Source organism: Aminobacter sp. J41, from assembly GCF_000526635.1.
GTDB lineage: Bacteria > Pseudomonadota > Alphaproteobacteria > Rhizobiales > Rhizobiaceae > Aerobium.
In genome coordinates this window covers 1-1,190 of record NZ_JAGL01000107.1, presented here as the reverse complement: position 1 = coordinate 1,190, position 1,190 = coordinate 1, and the positions used below count along the sequence as shown (strand labels likewise).

General features: G+C 57.6%; 1 protein-coding gene. It reads right to left on the bottom strand.

All coding sequences use genetic code 11. From position 1 onward, the window contains the following. Positions 1 to 530: 530 nt before the first annotated feature. Positions 531 to 872, bottom strand: coding sequence for a hypothetical protein (locus L630_RS0120765; protein ID WP_024850075.1), 342 nt, complete (start codon positions 870 to 872; stop codon positions 531 to 533). Between the last annotated feature and the right edge of the window lie 318 nt (positions 873 to 1,190).

The window sequence follows — 1,190 nt, the reverse complement described above, 5'->3', positions numbered from 1 at the left end:
TTGAAACCGGACCACCCTATGGGGTCAGGCCAGTTTGCGATCGATACAGGGCTCGGGGCCGCGACGTCAACTCCGGCTCAAAACGAACATTCGTCCGTGTCGCCGTCGGCGATACCTCCCTTTCGCCAACGGCTCCGCTGGCAGCCATCCGATACGGCTCGGGAATCTCCTCGGCATACCTCGACGCTCAGTGGACGCGCAGGAGGAGATGGGATGGCGTCACAAGATGGCAAATGCTAAGCTGCACCTATCCGTGCACGGAGCGCGAGTTGTAGTTGTCCGTCCTCGATGCACCTACAACTGCCCTGCTCCTACCATCTCTTGCCAGCCTGCATGGCGCGAGACCTCGAGGCGTCCGGTCCCGACTCGGCTACCCGCTATTCCATCTCGATCCGCTTCTGAATCGCTTTCTACGCAAACGGCGTTTTCTGGAGTAATGGGGAGAACAGGCCCAAAAAACGAAAACGCCGTTATATTCCGGACGTCAATAAATCCGCTTGAACGCCGACAACCCGAGCCAGAGCAGCTGATCAGTCGTCCCCATCCTCGCGTCGCAGCGTGTGCAACTCGGCAAGCGAGACCCGCTGACGCAGGAGCGACCAGCCCCTGTCATAGCGATCCTGTAGGTCGAACCAGACGGCCCGTGTGGCCTTCCTGGAGAAGCCTACGTCCTGCAAACGCTTTGCAACGAGATCCATGATGCGGAACAGGTCTTCATAGCGTCCCAACTTAAGGTGCTGGGTCAGCGTGACGTCAAGAAGCGCCCGCGCGAGATCCTCGTTGCTCGGACGGCGTTCCGCCTTGAGTCGAGCCCGATATGCCCGCTGCCGTACACGTTGCGTCTCCAATCGCGTTGCCTGATCTCGTGCCATGGTACCCTCCTTCTTTGGTCACGTGATCAGGATCAGCTCCTGCCATGCAAACGACAAACGCCGTTCGTGCCGTAACGCACTCCTCCAGCCTTGAATCGCAAATCTCGAGTATGGAATCGAAACTCCGGAATTCTGAATCCTCCCTCTCGATCCTTGAATCGGATTACCGCAAATTTTTTCGATTTGAGATGACGTGCAGGCACTTCATCTCAACGCAAATAAGCTGAACCGCGCCGGGATTGCCGGAGGCTCCCCCTCTTGAGAGTAAGGAGCCATCATGACGAAACGGAACGGCAATACCTATTCACCTGAAGTGCG